At 64.1% G+C, this 20,883-nt stretch carries 17 protein-coding genes and 1 other RNA gene; 11 read left to right on the top strand and 7 right to left on the bottom strand.

The genetic code is table 11. The annotated features are described in order from the left end of the window. Positions 1-67: 67 nt before the first annotated feature. The 4 genes from IGW04_RS16170 to IGW04_RS16155 all read left to right on the top strand — a co-directional run bounded on the left by IGW04_RS16170 (position 68) and on the right by IGW04_RS16155 (position 7,270). Complete coding sequence (locus IGW04_RS16170; protein WP_194714118.1) at positions 68-1,858, top strand: acyl-CoA dehydrogenase C-terminal domain-containing protein; 1,791 nt, start codon at positions 68-70, stop codon at positions 1,856-1,858. A gap of 91 nt (positions 1,859-1,949) precedes the next feature. Continuing rightward, positions 1,950-4,337 carry a 3-hydroxyacyl-CoA dehydrogenase/enoyl-CoA hydratase family protein gene (locus IGW04_RS16165; protein WP_194714117.1) on the top strand — a complete coding sequence of 796 codons (2,388 nt, stop codon included), beginning with the start codon at positions 1,950-1,952 and terminating at the stop codon, positions 4,335-4,337. 10 nt (positions 4,338-4,347) lie between these two features. Then, on the top strand, positions 4,348-5,544 hold the full coding sequence (locus IGW04_RS16160; RefSeq protein WP_194714116.1) for an acetyl-CoA C-acyltransferase: 1,197 nt from the start codon (positions 4,348-4,350) through the stop codon (positions 5,542-5,544). Positions 5,545-6,505: 961 nt separating this feature from the next. After that, complete coding sequence (locus tag IGW04_RS16155; protein WP_194714115.1) at positions 6,506-7,270, top strand: enoyl-CoA hydratase; 765 nt, start codon at positions 6,506-6,508, stop codon at positions 7,268-7,270. 93 nt (positions 7,271-7,363) lie between these two features. Here the strand turns inward: IGW04_RS16155 and IGW04_RS16150 are convergent, their stop codons facing one another. Continuing rightward, complete coding sequence (locus IGW04_RS16150; protein ID WP_194714114.1) at positions 7,364-7,654, bottom strand: OmpW family protein; 291 nt, start codon at positions 7,652-7,654, stop codon at positions 7,364-7,366. A gap of 69 nt (positions 7,655-7,723) precedes the next feature. Here IGW04_RS16150 and IGW04_RS16145 point away from each other — a divergent pair, with 69 nt between their 5' ends. Next, entirely contained in the window at positions 7,724-8,617 is an 894-nt protein-coding gene (locus IGW04_RS16145) for a dihydrodipicolinate synthase family protein (RefSeq protein ID WP_194714113.1), read from the top strand. A gap of 57 nt (positions 8,618-8,674) precedes the next feature. On the opposite strand, the gene IGW04_RS16140 is transcribed toward IGW04_RS16145, so the two are convergent. The 3 genes from IGW04_RS16140 to IGW04_RS16130 form a co-directional block, all read right to left on the bottom strand. After that, a complete protein-coding gene (locus tag IGW04_RS16140) occupies positions 8,675-9,649 on the bottom strand; it encodes an MBL fold metallo-hydrolase (RefSeq protein ID WP_194714112.1) in 975 nt (324 codons plus the stop codon). Positions 9,650-9,930: 281 nt separating this feature from the next. Then, positions 9,931-10,371, bottom strand: coding sequence for an NUDIX hydrolase (locus IGW04_RS16135; protein WP_194714111.1), 441 nt, complete (start codon positions 10,369-10,371; stop codon positions 9,931-9,933). A 169-nt stretch (positions 10,372-10,540) separates the two neighbouring features. Continuing rightward, positions 10,541-10,756, bottom strand: a complete 216-nt coding sequence (locus IGW04_RS16130) for a hypothetical protein (RefSeq protein ID WP_194714110.1) — start codon at positions 10,754-10,756, stop codon at positions 10,541-10,543. A 439-nt stretch (positions 10,757-11,195) separates the two neighbouring features. Here IGW04_RS16130 and IGW04_RS16125 point away from each other — a divergent pair, with 439 nt between their 5' ends. After that, a complete protein-coding gene (locus tag IGW04_RS16125; RefSeq protein ID WP_194714109.1) occupies positions 11,196-12,299 on the top strand; it encodes a zinc-binding metallopeptidase family protein in 1,104 nt (367 codons plus the stop codon). 126 nt (positions 12,300-12,425) lie between these two features. On the opposite strand, the gene IGW04_RS16120 is transcribed toward IGW04_RS16125, so the two are convergent. After that, on the bottom strand, positions 12,426-12,638 hold the full coding sequence (locus tag IGW04_RS16120) for a hypothetical protein (protein ID WP_194714108.1): 213 nt from the start codon (positions 12,636-12,638) through the stop codon (positions 12,426-12,428). Between the two features lie 265 nt (positions 12,639-12,903). Here IGW04_RS16120 and IGW04_RS26135 point away from each other — a divergent pair, with 265 nt between their 5' ends. Further along, positions 12,904-14,499 (top strand): YihY/virulence factor BrkB family protein, encoded by a 1,596-nt coding sequence (locus IGW04_RS26135; RefSeq protein ID WP_323744866.1) that lies wholly within the window; start codon positions 12,904-12,906, stop codon positions 14,497-14,499. 62 nt (positions 14,500-14,561) lie between these two features. Beyond that, positions 14,562-15,059, top strand: a complete 498-nt coding sequence (locus IGW04_RS16110) for a cysteine peptidase family C39 domain-containing protein (RefSeq protein ID WP_194714107.1) — start codon at positions 14,562-14,564, stop codon at positions 15,057-15,059. Here the strand turns inward: IGW04_RS16110 and IGW04_RS16105 are convergent. Both IGW04_RS16105 and IGW04_RS16100 read right to left on the bottom strand, forming a co-directional pair. After that, complete coding sequence (locus IGW04_RS16105; RefSeq protein WP_194714106.1) at positions 14,950-17,595, bottom strand: ATP-binding protein; 2,646 nt, start codon at positions 17,593-17,595, stop codon at positions 14,950-14,952. The genes IGW04_RS16110 and IGW04_RS16105 overlap by 110 nt on opposite strands. Before the next feature lie 20 nt (positions 17,596-17,615). Further along, positions 17,616-18,428, bottom strand: coding sequence for an ABC transporter substrate-binding protein (locus tag IGW04_RS16100; RefSeq protein WP_194714105.1), 813 nt, complete (start codon positions 18,426-18,428; stop codon positions 17,616-17,618). A gap of 201 nt (positions 18,429-18,629) precedes the next feature. Here IGW04_RS16100 and rnpB point away from each other — a divergent pair. The 3 genes from rnpB to IGW04_RS16085 all read left to right on the top strand — a co-directional run bounded on the left by rnpB (position 18,630) and on the right by IGW04_RS16085 (position 20,879). Beyond that, positions 18,630-18,974: RNase P RNA component class A (gene rnpB / locus IGW04_RS16095), an RNA gene on the top strand. Positions 18,975-19,035: 61 nt separating this feature from the next. Then, positions 19,036-19,542: a hypothetical protein gene (locus IGW04_RS16090; protein ID WP_194714104.1), complete on the top strand. Its 507-nt coding sequence runs from the start codon at positions 19,036-19,038 to the stop codon at positions 19,540-19,542. Continuing rightward, entirely contained in the window at positions 19,539-20,879 is a 1,341-nt protein-coding gene (locus IGW04_RS16085) for a GAF domain-containing protein (protein ID WP_194714103.1), read from the top strand. Before IGW04_RS16090 ends, IGW04_RS16085 begins: the two co-directional genes overlap by 4 nt. The last annotated feature ends 4 nt before the right edge of the window (positions 20,880-20,883 follow it).

The raw sequence follows: 20,883 nt of genomic DNA, 5'->3' as shown, positions 1-20,883 counted from the left end.
GAACTGAATCGCTGTCGACAAGACAGTCCGACTGATCAATCTAGCCATCGCTCTTCTGGAGAAAAACATGGGTCAATATGTCGCCCCGATACGGGACATGCAGTTCGTTCTGCACGAGTTGCTGCAGGTCGAAAATGAATTGAAGCAGCTTCCGCCGCATGCGGAAGTCGATGCCGACATCATCAACCAGGTGCTGGAGGAGGGCGGCAGGTTCACGTCCGAGGTGGTGTTCCCGCTCAATCACAGCGGCGACCGCGAAGGCTGCAGGCTGAATCAGGAAACCCATGAAGTGACAACGCCAAAGGGCTTCAAGGAAGCCTACCGGCAGTACATCGACGCCGGCTGGCCGTCCTTGTCGGCCGACCCGGAATACGGCGGCCAGGGCCTGCCCGTGGTGCTGAACAACGCGTTCTATGAAATGCTGAATTCGTCCAACCAGGCCTGGACCATGTATCCCGGCCTGTCGCATGGCGCCTATGAGTGCCTGCATGCGCATGGCACGCCGGAGCAGAAAGCGCTGTACCTGTCCAAGCTGGTGTCGGGCGAATGGACCGGCACCATGTGCCTGACCGAGCCGCACTGCGGCACCGACCTCGGCATGCTGCGCTCCAAGGCCGAGCCGCAGGCCGATGGTTCCTACCGCATCACCGGCGGCAAGATCTTCATCTCCGCCGGCGAGCATGACATGGTGGAAAACATCGTTCACCTGGTGCTGGCACGCCTGCCTGACGCGCCGGCCGGGACCAAGGGCATTTCGCTGTTCCTGGTGCCCAAGTTCATCCCCAACCCGGACGGCTCGCTGGGCGACCGCAACCGCATCTTCTGCGGCGCGATCGAAGAGAAGATGGGCATCCACGGCAACTCCACCTGCCAGATGAACATGGACGGCGCCACCGGCTGGCTGATCGGCCAGCCCAACAAGGGCCTGAATGCGATGTTCGTGATGATGAACGCGGCCCGCCTGGGCGTGGGCATGCAGTCGCTGGGCCTGACCGAAGTCGCCTTCCAGAACGCGCTGGTGTATGCGAAGGACCGCCTGCAGATGCGCAGCCTGTCCGGCGTGAAGGCGCCGGAAAAGCCAGCCGACCCGATCATCGTGCATCCGGACGTGCGCCGCATGCTGCTCACCGCCAAGGCCTATGCCGAAGGCGGCCGCGCATTCAGCTACTACACCGCCCTGCTGATCGACCGCGAGCTGAACCACCCGGACGAGGAAGTGCGCAAGGACGCGGCCGACCAGGTCGCGCTGCTCACGCCCATCATCAAGGCCTTCCTGACCGACAATGGCTGGATCGCCACCTCTGAGGCAATGCAGGTCTATGGCGGCCACGGCTTCATTTCCGAATGGGGCATGGAGCAGTATGTGCGCGACTCGCGCATCAACATGATCTACGAAGGCACCAACACCATCCAGTCGCTCGACCTTCTGGGCCGCAAGGTGCTGATGGACAATGGCGCCAAGCTGCGCAAGTTCGGCGCCCAGGTGCAGGCCTTCGTCGAGGAGAATGGCACCGATGAAGCGATGTCCGAGTTCATCACGCCGCTGGCCGACCTCGGCGACAAGGTCACCAAGCTGACCATGGAAATCGGCATGAAGGCCTTCCAGAACCAAGACGAAGTCGGCGCCGCCGCCGTGCCTTACCTGCGCGTGGTCGGCCACCTGGTGTTTGCCTACTTCTTTGCCCGCATGGCCAAGATCGCGCTGGAAAAGCAGGACTCCGGCGACAGCTTCTACCAGTCCAAGCTGGGCACCGCGCGTTTCTACTTCGCGCGCCTCTTGCCTGAAACCGCGATGCTGATCCGCCAGGCCCGCTCGGGCTCGGCCAGCCTGATGGCGCTGGACGCCGACCTGATCTAAACCACGGAAAACCGCCGCAGCATCCCGCCGACCCGCTCGCTTGCAGCAGGTCGGCGCGGCGGCCCGCACCCAACGTTCCAGGACTACAACCATGTCAAATTTCATCGTCAAGAAAGTCGCCGTGCTGGGCGCCGGCGTGATGGGCGCGCAAATTGCCGCGCACTGCGTCAACGCCCGCGTGCCCGTGGTGCTGTTCGACCTGCCGGCCAAGGAAGGCCCGAAGAACGGCATCGTGCTGCGCGCCATTGAAAACCTGAAGAAGCTGAGTCCGGCGCCACTGGCCGACCGCGACCAGGCGGCGCTGATCGAAGTCGCCAACTACGAGGACAACCTCGACATCCTGAAGGGCTGCGACCTGATCATCGAAGCCATCGCCGAGCGCATGGACTGGAAGCATGACCTGTACAAGAAGGTCGCGCCCCACATCGCGCCGAATGCGATCTTCGCCTCCAACACATCCGGCCTGTCGATCACGGCGCTGTCCGAAGGCTTCGATGCCGACCTCAAGGCGCGCTTCTGCGGCGTGCACTTCTTCAATCCGCCGCGCTACATGCATCTGGTGGAACTGATCCCGACCGCCGCCACCCGTCCCGAAATCCTGGACCAGCTGGAAGGCTTCCTTGCTTCCACGCTGGGCAAGGGCGTGGTGCGGGCGATCGACACGCCCAACTTCATCGCCAACCGCGTCGGCATCTTCGGCATGCTGGCCACGATCCGGGAAGCCGAGAAGTTCGGCCTGTCGGTGGATGTAGTCGATGACCTGACCGGCGCCCGCCTGGGCCGCGCCAAGTCCGGCACCTTCCGCACCGCCGACGTGGTGGGCCTGGACACCATGGGCCATGTGATCCGGACCATGCAGGACAACCTGAAGGACGACCCCTTCTTCCCGGTGTACGAAACCCCGGCGCTCTTGGGCAAGCTGATCGAAGCCGGCGCGCTGGGCCAGAAGGCCGGCGCCGGCTTCTACAAGAAGGTCGGCAAGGACATCCAGCGCATCGACCCGGCGAGCGGAGGCTATGTGCCCGGCGGCGCCAAGGCCGACGACCTGGTGGGCCGCATCCTGAAGGAAAAGGACCCGGCCAAGCGCATGAAGGCGCTGCATGACTCGACCAATCCGCAGGCGCAGTTCCTGTGGGCCATCTTCCGCGACGCCTTCCATTACATCGCGGTGCACCTGGAGAGCATTGCCGACAATGCGCGCGATGTCGACTTCGCGCTGCGCTGGGGCTTCGGCTGGAGCCAGGGCCCGTTCGAGAACTGGCAGGCCGCCGGCTGGCAGCAGGTCGCGACCTGGGTCAGGGAAGACATCGAGGCTGGCCGCGCGCTGTCCAATGCGCCGCTGCCCGACTGGGTCTTCGACGGCCGCGACGGCGTGCATGCCGCCGAAGGCTCGTGGTCGCCGGCGAAGAAGGCCTATGTGCCGCGCTCCGGCCTTGCCGTCTATGGACGCCAGCCATTCCGCGCGCCGCTGCTGGGCGAAGGCGCGGCCGATGGCGGCAAGGCTGGCACCACGGTGTTCGAGGATGACTCGGTGCGCGCCTGGCATGGCGGCGACGAAGTGCTGGTGCTGTCGCTGAAGACCAAGATGCATGTGATCGGACCGGGCGTGATCGCCGGCCTGAACCGCGCCATCGACGAAGCCGAGGCCAGCTACAAGGGCCTGGTGATCTGGAATGCCGACGCGGCGCAGGGCGGCGCATTCTCGGCTGGCGCCGACCTGCAGGCGATGCTGCCGGTGTTCATGTCGGGCGGCGTCAAGGCGATCGGACCGGAAGTGGCCAAGCTGCAGAACGCGCTGCTGCGCATGAAGTACGCCAATGTGCCGGTGGTGGCCGCGGTTGCCGGCCTGGCCCTGGGCGGCGGCTGCGAGCTGGCGCTGCATGCGGCCAGGCGCGTGGCCGCGCTGGAAACCTACATGGGCCTGGTGGAAGTGGGCGTGGGCCTGGTGCCGGCCGGCGGCGGCCTGAAGGAAGCCGCGCTGCGCGCGGCCGCCGATGCCAAGGGCAACGACCTGCTGCAGTTCCTGAAGACCTACTTCACCAATGCCGCCACGGCGCAGGTATCGAAGTCGGCGCTGGAAGCGAAGAAGATGGGCTACCTGTCGGCCAACGACACCGTGGTCTTCAATGCCCATGAACTGCTGCACGTGGCCAGGGTGGAAGCGCGCGCGATGTTTGATGCAGGCTACCGCGCGCCGAACCGCGCGCTGGTGCCGGTCGCCGGCCGCTACGGCATGGCCACGATAGGCGCGCAGCTGGTCAACATGCGCGATGGCGGCTTCATCTCGGCCCACGACTACAAGCTCGGCATGATGATTGCCGAAATCGTCAGCGGCGGCGATATCGAACCCAACAGCCTGGTGTCGGAGCAGTGGCTGCTCGACCTCGAACGCAAGGCATTCATGGAACTGCTCGGCCATCCGAAAACGCAGGAGCGGATCATGGGCATGATGCAAACCGGCAAGCCGGTGCGCAACTAGGAGAATAGAAATGAGCCAACAAATACAAGACGCCTACATCGTCGCCGCCACCCGCACGCCGATCGGCAAGGCGCCGCGCGGCATGTTCCGCCATACCCGCCCGGACGACCTGCTGGTGCGTGCGATGCAATCGGCCGTGGCCCAGGTGCCCGGGCTCGACCCGGCGCTGATCGAGGATGCCATCGTCGGCTGCTCGTTCCCCGAAGCCGAGCAGGGCCTGAACCTGGCCCGCATGGCGGTACTGCTGGCCGGCCTGCCCAAGACCGTGGGCGGCGTGACCGTCAACCGTTATTGCGCCTCCGGCATCACCGCGGTGGCGATGGCGGCCGACCGCATCCGTGTCGGCCAGGCCGATGTGATGATCGCGGCTGGCGTCGAGTCGATGTCCATGGTGCCTATGATGGGACATCATCCATCGATGAACATGGGCATCTTCAAGGACGAGAATGTCGGCATGGCCTACGGCATGGGCCTGACCGCGGAGAACGTCGCCAAGCAATGGAAGGTGTCGCGCGAGGCGCAGGACCAGTTTGCGCTGGAGTCGCATCTCAAGGCAATTCGCGCCCAGCAGGCCGGCGAGTTTGCCGATGAGACCACCGCAGTGGACATCATCGAGAAATTCCCGAATCTGGCCAGCGGCGAAATCGATGTGAAGACGCGCACCGTGAGCGTGGATGAAGGCGCGCGCGCCGACACCAGCCTGGAAGCGCTGGCGAGGTTGCGCCCGGTATTCGCTGCCAAGGGCACGGTCACGGCCGGCAACAGCTCGCAGACCTCCGACGGCGCCGGTGCGCTGATCCTGGTCAGCGAGAGGATCCTGAAGCAGTTCAACCTGACGCCGCTGGCGCGTTTCGCCTCGTTCGCCGTGCGCGGCGTGCCGCCCGAGATCATGGGCATCGGTCCGAAGGAAGCGATTCCCGCGGCGCTGCGCGCGGCCAACATCACGCAGGACCAGATCGACTGGTTCGAGCTGAACGAAGCCTTTGCCGCGCAGGCGCTGGCGGTGATCCAGGACCTGGGGCTGGACCCGTCCAAAGTCAACCCGATGGGCGGCGCGATCGCGCTTGGCCATCCGCTCGGGGCGACCGGTGCGATCCGGTCTGCTACGGTGGTGCATGCGCTGCGGCGGAAGAATTTGAAGTACGGGATGGTGACGATGTGCGTTGGAACCGGGATGGGGGCGGCCGGCATCTTCGAGCGGATGTAATGGCGCAGTAGGGTGCAATACCCCGAAGGGGCATTGCACCATTGGTCAATCCGGGAAAGCAGTCTACTGTCGCCTCCCGGTTTGCACTCCGCGGTGCAATGCCCTTCGGGTATTGCACCCTACAGAAGCGGCTAAGTTGCATTTGTACTTGAAGTGCGCGTAGCGACAGTTGCAGTTGCTTTTGACGTTGCGGTTGCCGTTAAACCCCGTTGGGCGCGCCGCGACGGCGATGCCTGAAGCGGAAAAGGTGCGGCGTCTGTCTGAGCGCAGCGTAGCGTAGCGAGTTTAGCCGCGCCCCGCTTCAGGCGTCGACGGCACGGGAACCCCGCGGCAGCGGGGCGCGATCACCGGGTCGCCTGCCGGGGCGAATACCCGGCTTGGTCATGACGACAGTGCAGTGATGTTGGGTCACCAGCCGTAAAGACGTCACTGCGAAGCAGCAGTTGCTTTTGACGTTTGAAGTTAAAGGTTTTGTTCAAAACACGTTGAACGTCAACTACGACAGTGCTGCCCGTGCGTTGCCGGGTGACGCAAGACGGCTGCACTGCCGTGGAGACAAGCCGGGAGTCCGTCCCGGCGGCCGGGTCACTTTTTTTGCTTCGCCAAAAAAAGTAACCAAAAAAAGGCGACCCGGTGATCGCGCCCCGCTGCGCGGGGTTCCCGTGTCAGCGGTGCCCGGAGCGGGGCGCGGCTAAACTCGCTACACTGCGTTTCGCTCAGACAGACGCCGCACCTGATCCGCTCCGGGCACCGCTGACACGGCGCGCTCAACGGGACTGAACGGCAACGGCAACGGCAACGGCAACTGCAACGGCAACGGCCACTTCAAAAGCAACGGCAACTGTCGCTGCGCGTACGTCAACTGCAACTGCGCCGGCCCCTTACGAAAGGCATTGCGGCACAATCGTCAGTAAAGAACCTTTTGCTTCATCACTTACTTCATCCACAATCAGGAGACGACATGGATATCAGCATCGAACAGGCTAACGGCATCTGCACCATCCGCTTCAACCGCCCGGAAAAGAAGAATGCCATTACCGGCGCGATGTACCAGGCGATGGCTGAGGCGCTGGCTGCGGCCGAGGCTGACAACGCGGTGCGGGTTGTCGTGTTTGCGGGGCATCCGGGCATCTTCACCGCCGGCAATGACCTGGAAGACTTTCTGAAGCAGCCGCCACAGGGCGAAAACAGTTCGGTGTTTCGCTTCATGGCGGCATTGAAGGGTGCGAGCAAGCCTGTGGTGGCCGCGGTCAGCGGCGCGGCGGTGGGCATCGGCACGACGATGCTGCTGCATTGCGACCTGGTGTATGCGTCCGACAATGCAAAATTCTCGATGCCATTCAGCCAGCTTGGCCTGTGCCCCGAATTCGCTTCCAGCCTGCTGCTGCAGCGCGTCGCCGGCTATCAGCGGGCAGCCGAGAAGCTGATGCTGGGCGAGGCTTTCCTGGCCGACGAGGCACAGCAGATGGGGCTGGTGAACCGGGTGCTGCCGGCCAGTGAACTGGAAGCTTTCGTGCAGGCCCAGGCAGCCAAGCTGGCGGCCTTGCCGGGCTCTTCGGTGCGCACCACCAAGCTGCTGATGAAGCAGGGCGCTGCTGCGGACATCGATGCCCAGATGGCGCAGGAAGGCGAGCATTTCCGCCGCATGCTGACCGCGCCGGAAGCGAAGGAAGCATTCACCGCCTTCTTTGAAAAGCGCAAGCCGGACTTCAGCCGCTTTTCATGAGGTCATGGCCCGCATCGCCTGCCATGACTGCATGGCCAGGCATCGGGATGCGCCTGATGCGCGCATCCCGATCCACCGCGGCAACGCGTTTCGTCAGAAGCGATAGCCCACGGCTGCTCCGAACAGTACCGGATCGCGCTTCACACCGCTAGTCTGCCCGCCAGCCATCGAGACGTCGCCGCGTAGCTGCACCTTTTTTACCTTCGTGTTGATGGAGCGGTTGCGGTTGAGCCTGACGTCGAATCCGGCCTGCAGCGCCAGGCTCCAGCTGTTCTTCTCCAGCGAAATGTCGCTATCCAGCCTGTCGCCGGAAATGCGGGGGTTAGTTGATGCCGGCACCGAGGCAGGCAGCGAAGGCGGCAACAATGCCAGCTTGTGCATCATCACGGATGAATGTCATGATGCGCAGACCTGCCCGACCGCATCCAACCCGATCCACAAGGAGGATCCAGCATGCTCCATGGCCTGAGCGCCTTTCCCCTGACGCCGATGAATGAAGACGCTGTTGATGAGGCTGCCTTTGCGCGGCTGCTCAAGCGCCTGGTGATGGCCCGGGTCGATTCGATCTGCGTGCTCGGCTCGACCGGCAACTATGCCTATCTCGGCATGGCCGAGCGCAAGCGGCTTGCGGAGCTGGCGCTCGACCAGGCATCCGATGTGCCGATGATGATCGGCATCGGCGCGCTGCGCACCCGGGATGTGCTGGCGCTGGCCGAGCATGCGCAGAAGGCTGGGGCGGATGCCGTGCTGCTGGCGCCAGTGTCCTACCAGAAGCTGACCGATGATGAAGTCTTCGGTCTGTATGAGGCAGTGACGCGCTCCCTTTCCGTGCCCCTGTGCGTGTACGACAACCCCGGTACGACCCACTTCAGCTTCAGCGATGCCTTGCACGCACGCATCGCGCAATTGCCCCGGGTCGGCTCGATCAAGATTCCCGGCGTGCCGGTGGATGCCGTGGCGGCAAGGGAACGCGTGCAGCGCCTGCGCGCGCTGATTCCATCTCATGTGACGATAGGCGTCAGCGGCGATGCACATGGCGCCACCGGGCTCAATGCCGGATGCGATGCCTGGTACTCGGCCATTGGCGGCCTGCTTGCCGGGCCGCTGCTGGCCATCACGCGCGCCGCGCAAGCCGGCAATGCCGACGAAGCGACACGCCTGTCCGAACGCCTGCAGCCCTTATGGTCATTGTTGCAGCGACATGGCAGCCTGCGGGTGATTGCCGCCGCCGCAGAGTTGCTGGGCCTGGTTGCCAGCCCCAGCTTGCCCTTGCCACTGAAGGCCCTGACGGGAGAGGACCGGCAGCAATTGCGCCGCGTGCTGGAAGAACTGGGGCTGGAAGAATAAGTTCTTCCGGCGCGAAGGCGGCAGCCGGCCTGGTGTTCACCGTTCGCCGCGTCGCGGTTACGGCAGCCTGGCAAGGTCGCCCTGCCGGTCCAGCGCATAGCGGTCGAGGTCGCTGGCAAGGAACAGCCTGCCCTGATAGCCGGCGCGCGCTTCGGCTTCGAGATCGGCCAGCGTGGGTGCGCCATTGCGCGCCGTATCCTGCTCCTGATAACGCGGGCTGAAATGGGTGAGCACGAGATTGCGGATGCCGGCCTCGCCGGCAAAGCGCGCCACCGCTCCGGCCGAGCTGTGCTGCGGGCCGGGTCCTACCTTGTCCAGGCCGGCCTGGGTGTAGGTGGCCTCATGCACCAGCACGTCGGCGTCCGCTGCCTCGGCGGCCAGCAGCCCGGGGCTGTCATTGTCGCCGCCCACGATGATCTTGCGCGGCTTGCGCGGCGCGAGCAGGTAATCGCGCGCATGGATGGTGCGGCCGTCTGGCAGCGTCAGCTCGCGGCCCTGCTGGATCCGGCCCCAGCCGGGGCCGGCCGGCACCGCGTCGCGCCTGAGCTTGTCCACGTCCAGCTTGCCCTCCACTGCCTTTTCGCAAAAGCTGTACGCATAGGACGGCACCCGGTGCGACAGCGCGGTAGCCCGCACGGCAAGGTCGGGCAGCGGCTGCGTATCCACCAGCGCCTCCACGCTGATGAATTGCAGCGGATAGGGCAGGTGCAGTCCGGTGGTTTCCAGCACGCAGTCGATAAAGCGGCCTATCGAAGGCGGACCGATGACGGACAGTGTTTCGGACCGGTTGAGCATGCCGGCGCTGGCCAGCAGGCCGGGCAGCCCGTAGCAGTGGTCGCCATGGATATGGGTAATGAAGACGGCGCGCAGCGTCATCAGCGACAGGCTGGTGCGCAGGATGCGATGCTGCGTGGCCTCGCCGCAGTCGATCAGGCACCATTGCCTGGAGGCCTCCGCACGCAAGGCCAGCGCAGACAGGTTGCGGCTGCGTGTGGGCGTGCCGGACGAGGTGCCCAGAAACTGGATTTCCATGGTTCTCCATGTGCTGCGGCAAGCCGCGTTGGCGCCAACTGGCCTGCCGCGTCGCTCTGCTGCTTCTGCTCAGCGGGTGAAACGGTCTCGGGTGGCCTGGGCGCATTCATCATCACCGTCGGTGAGCCCTTGACGATGGACGTTCCCAGGACGAAAGGGTTGCGCTTACTCGCGGCTTGCCTTGCCCTGGCCGCCAGCTTGTCCGACATGCCATCGTAGCCTGAATGATTGGACAGCATCACGTTGATCCCGGCATGGCAGGCACTTTCGCATCGGGGGCCTCACCAGTGAATCGACAACAGCACCCGCTGCATGTTGGGGCCGCACAGGCTGCTGATTTCATTCCGCCTGGCCCACCTGAAGCCATCCATCTCGGGTGTGGGCTGGCCCGTGACCGGATGAATGAAATGGCTGATGCATACCAGCTGGTCGATGCCGTTCACATGATTCGGCGCCTGCACCTTGAACAGGTGCAGGCGCTTGTCGGGCCGGAAATCGAAGAGGCCGATTTCCAGGAACAGGTCGGCGGCGAATTCCAGCCCGGTTTCCTCATGCAGTTCGCGCCGCGCGGTTTTGACGGCCGGCTCGCCGGGTTCCTGCATGCCCTTGGGCAGATCCCACAGATCATGGCCGGTGACATGGCACAGCAGCAGTTCGCCGGCGCTGTTGAGGACCAGGGTGCCACAGGAAATGGGTAAATCCTTGCGTGTACTGAAATCCATGGACGGACCTTTTTAAAGGCATAGTCGGAACTGGAAACCGTGGAATGCGCAAGGGCGTCACGCGGCCAACCGAAGACGATGTCTGCCGCAGGGGCCTGGCGCCGCCGGATGTGCTGTCCAGGTGGCGCCGGCAATGCAGGCGCTCAGGCGCTGGCGCGTTGCAGCCAGCCTACTGCGTCTGGTAGTACCAGGCAATGAAACCGTTGGTCTTCCAGCCCGCTGCCTTGAGCGCGCTGCGGTCGCTTTCAGACATGGCTGAAAACAGGAAATCCTGCAGACTGATCGGTGCCGGTCCGGAGGAGAGCACCACGGCGGGGTTGGGCGAGTACTTCTTGAAAATCGGTAATGCGACTGCAATCGCTGTTTCAAGTTCAGTCAAGGTCATTGATGCTCCCCGGGCAGAGGCGGATGGGCGACAAACCGTAGCGTCAACATACTGCAATCTTCGTTGAAATTCAGTCAGAAAAATTCCCGATCGGGTGTAGGACATCGGCTGCCTGCGCATCGGCCGGATGCCGATAGAGGGTTTTTCCTACGTCGGGTCGGGCATTTCTCTGACGATGGCTGCCTGCAGCATTCGCTAGACTGCTGGTTTACTTTCGAGCCAACTCCGGCACGCCGTGCCATGCGGGCAATGTTGTTTCCCTGTCGATGAGGCTGTCAGCATGCTTGCTTTCTTTACGAGACGTCCAGTACTGCTGGCATTCACCGTCCTCACCGCCACGCTTGCAGTGGGGCTGCTGATCTACTACGACATGATCTGAAACGGCAGGCCGCAGTGTCGGGAGGCGACCTCCTTCCTATCCTTTCACCAGCCGAGATTGATGAAAACCTTTCATTGCGACCGATGCGGGCAGCAGGTGTTTTTCGAGAATGTCCTTTGTGAAAATTGCGGCGGAATGCTGGGCTATCTGCCCGAACAGCGCGGGATCACCACCTTCGAGGCTGATGGCAATGGCCTGTGGCGCAGCCTGCATCCGGCCAATACAGGCCGGCTGTTCAAGCAGTGCTTCAACTATTCCCGTGAAGAGGTCTGCAACTGGATGCTGCCTGCCGATAGCCCGGAAGACCTGTGCGTTTCCTGCCAGCTGACGCATTCCATTCCGGTGCTGTCCGGCCAGAACCGCCTGTACTGGCGGCGCCTGGAGTCGGCCAAGCGGCGGCTGCTGTATTCGCTGATGGAGCTGAAGCTCACGCCGGTATCCAAGCACAAGTCGCCAGAGACCGGCCTGGCCTTCGAATTCCTGCAGGACCTGCCGATGAAACGCGTCATGACCGGCCACGACAACGGCCTGATCACCCTCAATATCGCCGAAGCGGACCCGGCGTTTCGCGAGAAGGTTAGGGAGCAGATGCATGAGCCGTACCGAACCCTGCTCGGCCACTTCAGGCACGAAAGCGGCCACTATTACTTCGACCGCCTGATCGCCGGCAGCCAATGGGTGGAGCCCTACCGCGACCTGTTCGGCGACGAGCGGGCGGACTATGGGGAAAGCCTGCAGAAGCATTACGAGAACGGCCCGCCGGACGACTGGAACCAGCGCTACATCAGCAGCTATGCCAGCAGCCACCCATGGGAAGACTGGGCCGAAAGCTGGGCGCACTATCTGCACATGATCGACACGCTGGACACCGCATTCGCCTGCGGCATGACGCTGCAGCCCAGGCGCGATGACGAGCCGCAGCTGCTGCTGGAAAAGCAGCCGCTGAAAAGCGCGTCGTTCAACGACATGATGACCGACTGGTTTGCGCTGACCTACGTGCTCAACAGCCTGAACCGCAGCGTCGGCATGCCCGATGCCTATCCCTTCACGCTGTCGGCGCTAGTCAGGCAGAAACTGGGATTCATCCACAACGTAATACTGGAACGGCAAAAGACGGCGCCGCAAGCGGCAGGCGAGGAAGGGGCGCCGAGCATCGTGGTATGACGTCCTTTTCGGCAGCAGATCAACCACTTTCGCATGGCAGCCACTGGCGCATGCGCCATTGCCGTCTCGCGCAGCTGGCTGTCACCGAATCGGCCTGGCGGTCCAGCAGCCTTGCCGCCAACGCGTTCATGCCTGCGCGCCGTCATCCTTCAGCGGCTCTCCCTCCAGCACCAGCAGATAGTGGCCGCCATGATCCGGCCCGAAATAGGCCTTCGCGGTGTAGTAGCTTCTCTGGTCCGGCGAAAAGGGCTCGCCGATGGGCGGCATATGGTTCAGCTCCTGGGTGCCAAAGTCCTGGCTGGTGCCGTCCGGCAGCTGGCGGGTGATCCTGACTTGCATGGTGATCCTCGGAATGGGCAAAGCAGGATAGACGCTGCTTGCCCGGCACAGGTTCAACCGCATGGACGGCAGGTCCATCATCCCTTGATGCATACGATAGACCCAGGTCAATAGGGTATGTCCTATGTGCGCCTGCGTACCGATGACGGCCAACCAGCCGGAGTATGATTTTTGCAAGACTGCCCGCGATTGCGCATCGTGATTGCGATTACACATTGCAGCGCCATTTGGCAATGAATCAGCACTGACGCCCACAAGACCAGCCATGAACCAACTACGTGATTTTCCCTCCAGGAACGCTGTCCATGTCGATGACCATGGCAATGCCTTGCTCAGCTACCGGCCCGTGCATCCCAACCTGGCCGAGCGTGTCAAGAAGCCCGCTGCCGTCACCGGCGCGATGCTGGGCGCGGCCGCACTGGGTTACCTTGCCCTGCTGACCAGGGGCCGCGTGAAGTCGAAGCGGCCGCTGACGCCGCAGGAAGCAGCGCACAGGCTGGCCGCCAAGCCGGCGCCCGGCATGCCCGCCGGCCGTTTGCCTGCCGCGCCGCCGACCGGCATCGCCCGGGTCGCTGCGCCCGCCGCCGTCGCGCCTGCTGGCGCCGCCAGGGCAGGAAGCGGCGTCAAGCCGCCGCGCCATGCCAGGGCGAAGGCTGCGCACAAGGAAATCCGGCAGCAGGGCGCATGGCGCCAGATATTCAATACCGGCAAGTCCCTGATGGCCCTGTTCAATGCGGTGGCTGCATTGAAGGCTGCCCAGAACCACGTCGACCCGGTGCCGACGCCGGATGCGCCGCATGCCGGCATGCCGCCGCCACCGACCAGTGTCGAGACGCTGGCAGCCACGGGCCTGCCCGCCGACGCCAGTGCGAAGGCCGCGGCTGGCACGCAGGCCGCCACGGTGGTTGCGCCAGCGGCCAGCCAGCCCGCCTTCAAGCCCGTGCCCAGGGGCTCGCTATTGACCCGCACCTGGCACCTGATCAAGGCAGCCGTGTCGTCGTGGGTGGATGACTTTGCGCCCAGCATGGGCGCGGCCCTGTCGTACTACACCGTGTTTTCGCTGGCGCCGATGCTCCTGATCGTCATCGGCGTGGCCGGCCTGATCTTTGGCGCGGAGGCCGCGCGTGGCGAGATCGTGACCCAGTTGCGTGGCCTCATGGGCGAGCAGGGCGCGGTCGCGGTCGAGGAACTGCTCAAGTCGGCCAGCGATCCCGGCAAGGGCATCGTCGCCACCATCGTCGGCTTTGGCACGCTGCTGGTGGGCGCCACCGCGGTATTCGCCGAGCTGCAAAGCTCGCTGGACCGGATCTGGCGCACGCCGGCGCCGCCCAATGAAAGCGGCATCTGGGGCATCATCCGCACCCGCATCCTGTCGTTCGGCCTGATCTTGGGCCTGGGCTTTCTGATGATCGTGTCGCTGGTGCTCTCGGCCGGGCTTGCAGCCTTGGGCAAATGGTGGGGCGGTTACCTGGGCAACTGGGAATTCGTGCTGCAGACGCTGAACTTCGTGGTTTCCTTTGGCGTGGTCACCGTCATTTTCGCCGCCATCTACAAGTTCATGCCGCATGCAACCATCGCATGGAAGAATGTCTGGGTGGGCGCCATCGTCACCGCGCTGCTTTTCACCATAGGCAAATTCCTGATCAGCCTGTACATCGGCAAGAGCGGCGTTGCCTCCGGCTTCGGCGCTGCCGGATCGTTCGCCGTGCTGCTCGTCTGGGTCTATTACTCGGCGCAGATCTTCCTGCTCGGCGCCGAATTCACCTGGGTTTATTCCCATCGCAACGATCCGCCGCCGAATGCGGCGCCGGTACCCGTGCGTAGCGACACCAATCAGGCAACGGCGGCGGCAACCGCCTGACATCAACCTGTTTCCGGAGGCCAGGGGCCTTCGGCCAAAGAAGAAGAATACGGCAACAAGATATGGTCAAGTTCATCAGCCGGGAAGCCTATTTCTGGATACTGCAGCGTCTCTGCGCGATCTACCGCGCACCGGTTCCCGATGCGCCAGCCCAGCGGCTGGCCGCTTCCTTCCATTCTCCTGAAAGCCTGCTGCAGAGCGCGCGCATGTTCGGCTTCGATACCGCGTCACGCAACTGCAAGGCGGAGCGGCTGTGCAGGGAGCCGTTCCCGCTGATTGCCTGGCAGAGGGGGCAGGGCAGGCAGGCGGTGCCTTCGGCGTTGCGGGAAGTGCTGCGGCCGGTGCTGCTGCTGCGGGCAGACCAGCGCAATGTGCTGATCCTTGCGCCAGGCGACGCCGTTCCGAACACGGTGCCGCTGGCCGAATTCGCGCGCAGCTTCACCGGGGCCATTACCTCGGTGCAGCTGCATGAGGCACGCCAGGAAGCTGCGGCGAGCCTGCCGCCTCGGGCAGCGGCGGCAGCCAGCGCTGCAGCAGTTCGGTCAGCATGTCGCGCGTGATCGGCTTGGGAAGGTAGTCATCCATGCCGGCTGCCAGGCAGCGCTCGCGGTCACCCTCGGTGGCATTGGCCGTCATCGCCACCACGATCTGGTGGCTGCCTGTGTCGGATTCGGCCGCACGGATGCGGCGCGTGGCTTCAAAGCCGTCCATCAGCGGCATCTGGCAATCCATCAGCACCAGCGCATAGTCATGCAGCGCCATCGCGTTCAGCGCTTCCTGGCCATTGGAAGCGACATGGACGGTGTATCCCAGCCGGGCCAGCTGATGCAGTGCCACCTTCTGGTTGGTCAGATTGTCTTCCACCAGCAAGACCCGGCGGTCGGCGCCTTCCCCGGCCGGCGCTGTGTCCGGCGCATTGGCGATCGGGCGGGGTAGCGATGGCGTCTGTTGCAGGTAATGCCGGTGCTCCAGCGCGAAGACGAGCGCCTGGTGGAAGGCCGCCTGACGCAGCGGACGGCGCAGCGTCGCATGAAAAGCCGGCTTCTCGCCGGTCGCTGCCGCATTCTCGGCCAGCAGCACCAGCCGCATGCCGGGATGCGATTGCGCCAGCGCAGAGGCGATTGCTGCCGACATCGGCATGCCGCCGTCGATGACGGCCAGCGCATGCGGCGCGCTGGCCGCCAGCGCCAGCGCCTGTTCCTGCGTGCCGGCACATTGCGGCTGCATGCCCCAGGCCGCCAGATAGGAAGCCAGCGCATCGGCATGACCCGACAGGGCGCAGACCACCAGGGCTTGCGATGCCGGAAGGGGCGCCACTGCCGTCGGCTGTGCCACTTCGGCCAGATGCAGCTCGAACCGGAAGGTGGTGCCTTCGCCAGGCCGGCTTTCAACATCGATGCGCGAGCCCATCAGGCCCAGCAGCCGCTTGCAGATCGACAGGCCAAGCCCGGTGCCGCCGTATTTCCGGGTCACCGAGTTATCCGCCTGGATGAAGGGCTGGAACAGCCGCGCCAGGGCCTGCTCATCGATGCCTATGCCGGTGTCGCTCACTTCGAACATGACCCGGCAGCTGCTCCCGGTGCGTTCGCGCAGGCTGACCCGCAGCACGACCTCGCCCGACTGCGTGAATTTCACCGCATTGTCGATCAGGTTCAGCAGGATCTGGCGTATCCGGCCGCCATCGGCCCTGACCACGGCAGGCACGGCGGGATCGACAAAGCTGATCAGCGCAAGCCCGCGGCTGGCGGCGCGGCCGATCAGGGCGTCGACGCAGCCTTCGGCCAGCGTCAGCAGCGGGCAGTCGACCAGGTCAATGTCCATCTTGCCGGCTTCGATCTTCGAGAAGTCCAGCACGTCGTTGATGATGGACATCAGCGCATGCCCCGAATCCTCGATGGTCCGGGCAAACTCGTCCTGCTGTGAACTCAGCTGGGTTTCGCGCAGCAGCGCGGCCATGCCCAGCACGCCATTCATCGGCGTGCGTATCTCATGGCTCATGGTGGAGAGGAAGATGCTCTTGGCGGCATTGGCCTGTTCCGCCGCTTCCTTTGCCTTGCGCAGTTCCTCGCGCGTGCGCTCGCCATCGAGGATGGTCTTGTGCAGCGCGGTGGTATAGAGCAGGGCCAGCGCCGCGGCGAAGATGCCGATCAGCCTCAGCTTGTGGGCCGACTGTTCCCAGGCAGCCAGCGCATGCTGCTCCGACAGGCCAACCACCGCCACCACGGAAAAATTGCGGCTGGCGCGGAAGTTGACCAGCGTGTTGTCATCCATTTCCTCGCCGCCCTTGCGATTGAGGTCGAAGCGGCCGAACTGCTGGTCATTGTTGAGGGCGTCGAACATGGGCAGCCGGGCGTTGCGGCTGCCGATCACGAAGGGCGCATCCGGCGTTGCCGCCAGCACCACGCCCTGATAGTCAAACAGCGCTTCATAACCGGCATCGCTGCGCGGGCCGGAGCGATGGTCCGGGAACAGATAGGCTGGATTGACCAGCGCCAGCAGGGTCAGGCTGGCGCCGCCCACCCTGACCAGGGTGGCGAAGGGAACCACATACACGCCGCGCTGCCGGTACTGGCCTTCCATGCCGGCGTCGATGCTGTCGTCGAGCTCATACAGGTCGCGCACGAACAGCGGGCTCCCGCTGTTGAGGCCGGCGCCGATCTCGTTGCGAAAGCCCAGCTGCTGCAGCGAAAACCGGCGGCCGATGTTGTCCCCGTTCGAACTGCTGACCACGCGCCCGCCGGCATCGAGCACGGATACCGAGCGCAAGTGGGTGGAACTGGAGGCGATGGTGTCGAGCAGGGCCTGCACATCCACGCCGCCCGGATTGCCGCCGTGCCGCTGCGCGGGCAGCATCAGCATCTTGCTGATGGCCGTGAAATTATTGTCCATGCTGGACAGGGTGCGGCTGACGTGGCTTTCCAGCATGCTGGCCAGGAGCCGCCCGCGCGCGTCCTCGGTGCGCAGTTCGTTCTGGCGGTCGTGCCTGAGCAGGATCAGCGTGCCGGCAAGAATGACGATGCCGCACAGGATGCCCACCGCCACCAGGAAATGCCGCATGCGCAGGGCATGCCGGCCGATAGGGATTGCAAGCTTCATCGTCGCGTTACCTTGCCGTTTCAGCGGTCGAGTATGACCGGGTCCAGCTTGTGCTTGCGCGCGAAGCGGAGCAGGCGGCCATCCTTCCGGATGACCTCCATGAAGGCATCGACCCGGTTGCGCAGGCTGGCGTCGCCGGGCGCGAGCGCGTAGGCATAGTCGGTGAGGTGAAATGGCGCCGGCGGCGGCACCAGCCTTGCCCAGTCGGTGAGGTCCAGCATGCGGCGGCTGTAAGGGAAATCGGTCATGAAGGCATCGGCGCGCCCGGACTCGACTTCCTGCTCGCGGCTTTGCGGCGGGGTCACCAGCATCAGCCTGGCATGCTTGAGCGACTCCCGCATCACCGGCTCCATCAACGTGCCCGCCTGCACCGCAATCACGCGTCCGGGCTTGTCGATGTCCTGCCATTGCCGGATCGCGCCGGAAGAGCGGGACGCGATCGCGTAAATGTCGCTGCGCATGTACGGCCTGGTGAATTGCAGTCGGCTCCGCCGTACCGGCGTAATGCCGACCGCGTGCATGGCAATGTCGCAGTCGTCATCAAGAAGCTTGTCGATCAACTGGATGAAGCTGCTGTCGACATAGCGGATCGCCACGCCCAGCTCATGGCCCAGCTCATTGGCGATATCGATATCGAAGCCGGACAGCAGGCGGGTTTTCGGATTGCGGTAGGTAACGCCGTAATAGTCGGGCCAGATGCATACCCGCAATTCCTTGCTGTCAAGGACACGGTCGAGACGGGAAGGCGCCGCGATCGCCTGGGTTGCCAGGCTGGCGCCTGCAAAGGCGAGGGTGGCGGCGGCCAGTGGCAGCGATCGGATGCGGAACTGCATGCTTGTGATGTCCTGAAGAAACGGATGCTGCTGGTGTCTTGCGGCGCCCCGGACAGAGCAGGGTGGCGTCGGGCAGGCGATGGATTTCTGGTCGTCAATTTTCCCTCAAATCGCACGTTTGCGGAACGTGCAGGCCGTCTATTGTCACCCCAGGCGCCGAACGGTGCCTGGCCTGTGGCGTATTCGGCTACAATGGCGCCCGAAGCAGGCCAGACAGCCGCTGGTTCGCACGGCACTGGTTGTCGGGCGGACGGGAGGAAGGTCCGGACTCCATAGAGCAGGGTGACGGTTAACGGCCGTCCGCTGAAAGTCGCAAGACATAAGGCGAGGAATAGGGCCACAGAGACGAGCGTATTAAGTTACGGTGAAACGCGGTAACCTCCACCTGGAGCAATTCCAAATAGGCACGCGTTGATGTTGCTCGCGGAGCGTGCGGGTAGGAAGCTTGAGCCGTGGAGTAATTCACGGCCTAGAGGAATGGCTGTCATAGCGAACGGTTTGCGCCGTTCGCCGTAACAGAATCCGGCCTATCGGCCTGCTTCATTTACAATTCCAGCGTAGCCTGGTGTTACAATTCCGGCAATCTTCAGTACGGGTTGTGCACGCCATGGCTATCGCTCCCGATCCCCTCATAGACGAAACTCAGGCCGCTTTCCTGCAGGGCGGCGTTTCCATCAGCGCCGCGTCGAGTGGCGCGCAAGCTGCGTCAAGCTTTCCCAGCCTGTGCCGCGTTTTTGCCTGCGAGGTCGCACCCGACCGCCGCCGGCTGACGGTGCTGGTGTCGCGCGCGCAGGCTGCCCCGTTGCTGCGGGATGTCGGCGAGAGCGGTCGCCTGGCGGTTGTCTTCAGCCAGCCGTCGACGCACCGCACGCTGCAGATCAAGGGGGAAGAAGCGCAGATCGGACCGGCCAGCGCGCAGCAACTGGAGGCAGTGCGGCAGCATTGCGACGCTTTCGTCGCCGAGGTGGTGCCGCTCGGCTTTGCCGATGCCCCGGTGCGCCTGCTGCTGACCTGCGACGATGGCGAGATGGTGGCCATCCGTTATACCCCGGTCGCCGTATTCGACCAGTCGCCGGGCCCGCGCGCCGGCAATATGCTCAAGGCGGCGTCATGAGCTTGCCGCTCGAGGGTATCCGTGACTGCTTCGAAGGCGTCATACCGGCCACCATGGCAACCACCGGCGCGGACGCCATGCCCAACATCGCCTACCTTTCGCATGTTCATTATGTGGATGCGCATCACATTGCACTGTCCTACCAGTTCTTCAACAAGACCCGGCAGAACATCCTCGCCCGTCCCTGGGCGCGATTGCAGGTTACCAGCCCGGTGACCGGCGCGCAGTACCACTTGGCGCTCAGCTTCCTGCGCACCGAAACATCAGGACCGCTGTTCGAAAACATGAAAGCCAGGCTGGCCGGCATTGCTTCCCATACCGGCATGAGCAATGTATTCCGGCTGCTCGGCGCCGACATCTACCGGGTGCATGAAGTGACGCAGGTGCCCAGCCCGATGCTGCCGGCGCCGGCCTACCGCAATCCCCTGCCGGGGCTCCGGGCCGCGGTCGAAACGCTGGCCTGCTGCGCCGATCTCGAAACACTGCTGGCGGCCATGCTGGACTGCCTGCGCAGCCAGTTCAATATAGAGCACGCGATGGTGCTGATGGCCGACGGCGCGCGCGAACGCTTGTATACAGTGGCCAGCCACGGCTATGAAAATTCCGGCGTCGGCTCGGAAATTCCATACGGCCAGGGCGTGATCGGCGTCGCCGCGCGCGAGCGCACGCCGATCCGCATCGGTCACATGACATCGGAATATGCCTATAGCCGGGCGATCCGCGAAAATCTGCGGGAAGACGATGGCGCGGCCGTAATCGAACTCGAAATCCCCCTTCCGGGCCTGACCGATCCGCACAGCCAGATGGCTGTGCCCATTCTTGCCTGCCAGCGCCTTCTGGGCGTGCTGTATGTGGAAAGCGGCGAGGACCTGCGCTTTGGCTATGACGACGAAGACGCTTTGGCCTCGCTGGCCAGCCATTTGGGCGCAATGATCTTTCTGCTGCAGGGCGCTGCAGAGGATGCGGCGGATACGCCGGCGCCCGCGCCGCCCGGCGAACTGCCGCGCCAGGGCGTGCCGCTGGTGGTGCGGCATTTTGCCAGCAACGACAGCATTTTTCTGGACGAGGAATACCTGATCAAGGGCGTTGCCGGCGCCATTCTCTGGAACATATTGCGCGACTACACGGCCAGCCGCCGGATTGCCTTCACCAATCGCGAACTGCGCCTGGACGGCCGTATCCGCCTGCCGGATCTGGCCGACAATCTGGAGGCGCGGCTGCTGCTGCTGTCGCGCCGCCTGCTGGAGCGCCAGGCGGCTGTCCAATTGCAGAAAACCGGTCGTGGCAAGTTCCAGCTGTGCGTGTCGCGGCCGGTGCAGCTTCTGGAGCAGGCCTGAATAA

It is taken from the genome of Noviherbaspirillum soli, from assembly GCF_015352955.1.
Classification (GTDB): domain Bacteria; phylum Pseudomonadota; class Gammaproteobacteria; order Burkholderiales; family Burkholderiaceae_D; genus Noviherbaspirillum_A; species Noviherbaspirillum_A soli.
The sequence above is the reverse complement of the archived record's forward strand: the minus strand, read 5'-3'. Positions and strand labels throughout refer to the sequence as shown.

Coding starts and splice junctions, on each gene's coding strand:
- IGW04_RS16170 (WP_194714118.1), top strand. CDS start 68: ATGGGTCAATATGTCGCCCCGATACGGGACATGCAGTTCGTTCTGCAC.
- IGW04_RS16165 (WP_194714117.1), top strand. CDS start 1,950: ATGTCAAATTTCATCGTCAAGAAAGTCGCCGTGCTGGGCGCCGGCGTG.
- IGW04_RS16160 (WP_194714116.1), top strand. CDS start 4,348: ATGAGCCAACAAATACAAGACGCCTACATCGTCGCCGCCACCCGCACG.
- IGW04_RS16155 (WP_194714115.1), top strand. CDS start 6,506: ATGGATATCAGCATCGAACAGGCTAACGGCATCTGCACCATCCGCTTC.
- IGW04_RS16150 (WP_194714114.1), bottom strand. CDS start 7,654: ATGATGCACAAGCTGGCATTGTTGCCGCCTTCGCTGCCTGCCTCGGTG.
- IGW04_RS16145 (WP_194714113.1), top strand. CDS start 7,724: ATGCTCCATGGCCTGAGCGCCTTTCCCCTGACGCCGATGAATGAAGAC.
- IGW04_RS16140 (WP_194714112.1), bottom strand. CDS start 9,649: ATGGAAATCCAGTTTCTGGGCACCTCGTCCGGCACGCCCACACGCAGC.
- IGW04_RS16135 (WP_194714111.1), bottom strand. CDS start 10,371: ATGGATTTCAGTACACGCAAGGATTTACCCATTTCCTGTGGCACCCTG.
- IGW04_RS16130 (WP_194714110.1), bottom strand. CDS start 10,756: ATGACCTTGACTGAACTTGAAACAGCGATTGCAGTCGCATTACCGATT.
- IGW04_RS16125 (WP_194714109.1), top strand. CDS start 11,196: ATGAAAACCTTTCATTGCGACCGATGCGGGCAGCAGGTGTTTTTCGAG.
- IGW04_RS16120 (WP_194714108.1), bottom strand. CDS start 12,638: ATGCAAGTCAGGATCACCCGCCAGCTGCCGGACGGCACCAGCCAGGAC.
- IGW04_RS26135 (WP_323744866.1), top strand. CDS start 12,904: ATGAACCAACTACGTGATTTTCCCTCCAGGAACGCTGTCCATGTCGAT.
- IGW04_RS16110 (WP_194714107.1), top strand. CDS start 14,562: ATGGTCAAGTTCATCAGCCGGGAAGCCTATTTCTGGATACTGCAGCGT.
- IGW04_RS16105 (WP_194714106.1), bottom strand. CDS start 17,595: ATGAAGCTTGCAATCCCTATCGGCCGGCATGCCCTGCGCATGCGGCAT.
- IGW04_RS16100 (WP_194714105.1), bottom strand. CDS start 18,428: ATGCAGTTCCGCATCCGATCGCTGCCACTGGCCGCCGCCACCCTCGCC.
- IGW04_RS16090 (WP_194714104.1), top strand. CDS start 19,036: ATGGCTATCGCTCCCGATCCCCTCATAGACGAAACTCAGGCCGCTTTC.
- IGW04_RS16085 (WP_194714103.1), top strand. CDS start 19,539: ATGAGCTTGCCGCTCGAGGGTATCCGTGACTGCTTCGAAGGCGTCATA.